The sequence below is a fragment of the Nocardia alni genome, assembly GCF_019038435.1.
Lineage (GTDB): Bacteria > Actinomycetota > Actinomycetes > Mycobacteriales > Mycobacteriaceae > Nocardia > Nocardia alni.
In genome coordinates this window covers 1-397 of record NZ_JAGPOX010000399.1, presented here as the reverse complement: position 1 = coordinate 397, position 397 = coordinate 1, and the positions used below count along the sequence as shown (strand labels likewise).

Below are 397 nucleotides of genomic sequence, written 5' to 3'. Positions count from 1 at the left end.
GTCGATAGACCTGGCCACGCTGAGCGGCGTGCTTCGTGTCTGTGATGTCGAACTGCTGCTGCTCGATGGCAATGGGCCACTTGCGGCATTCGCTTCGCGCGTGCACGAGGAAGCCCTGTTCTGCAGCATCAGCTGCGGTTTCCACTGCCGCGGCCGTTTCATGCTGCCGCCGGACTGGGCGATGCTCGGGTACCTGCACGCCACCGATGAGACGCTGAGCTGGTGACATGGCGTACCGCTCACGCCGGGGATGGCGTTGACGATCATGCCGGAAGGCATCAGTGAGTTCACCCTGAGCCCAGGCACGCACTGACCCTGATGCTGCTGCCGGTGGCACGGGTGCAGCGCAAGCTGACCGAACTGAGCCTGCGCAGCACGCCTCCCGCTGGCCAGGCAC

Annotated in this window: 1 protein-coding gene; it reads left to right on the top strand. The window is 65.2% G+C overall.

All coding sequences use genetic code 11. From position 1 onward, the window contains the following. On the top strand, window positions 1-226 hold a 226-nt coding region (locus JZ791_RS44510), incomplete at its 5' end, for a hypothetical protein (RefSeq protein WP_216904042.1). Between the last annotated feature and the right edge of the window lie 171 nt (window positions 227-397).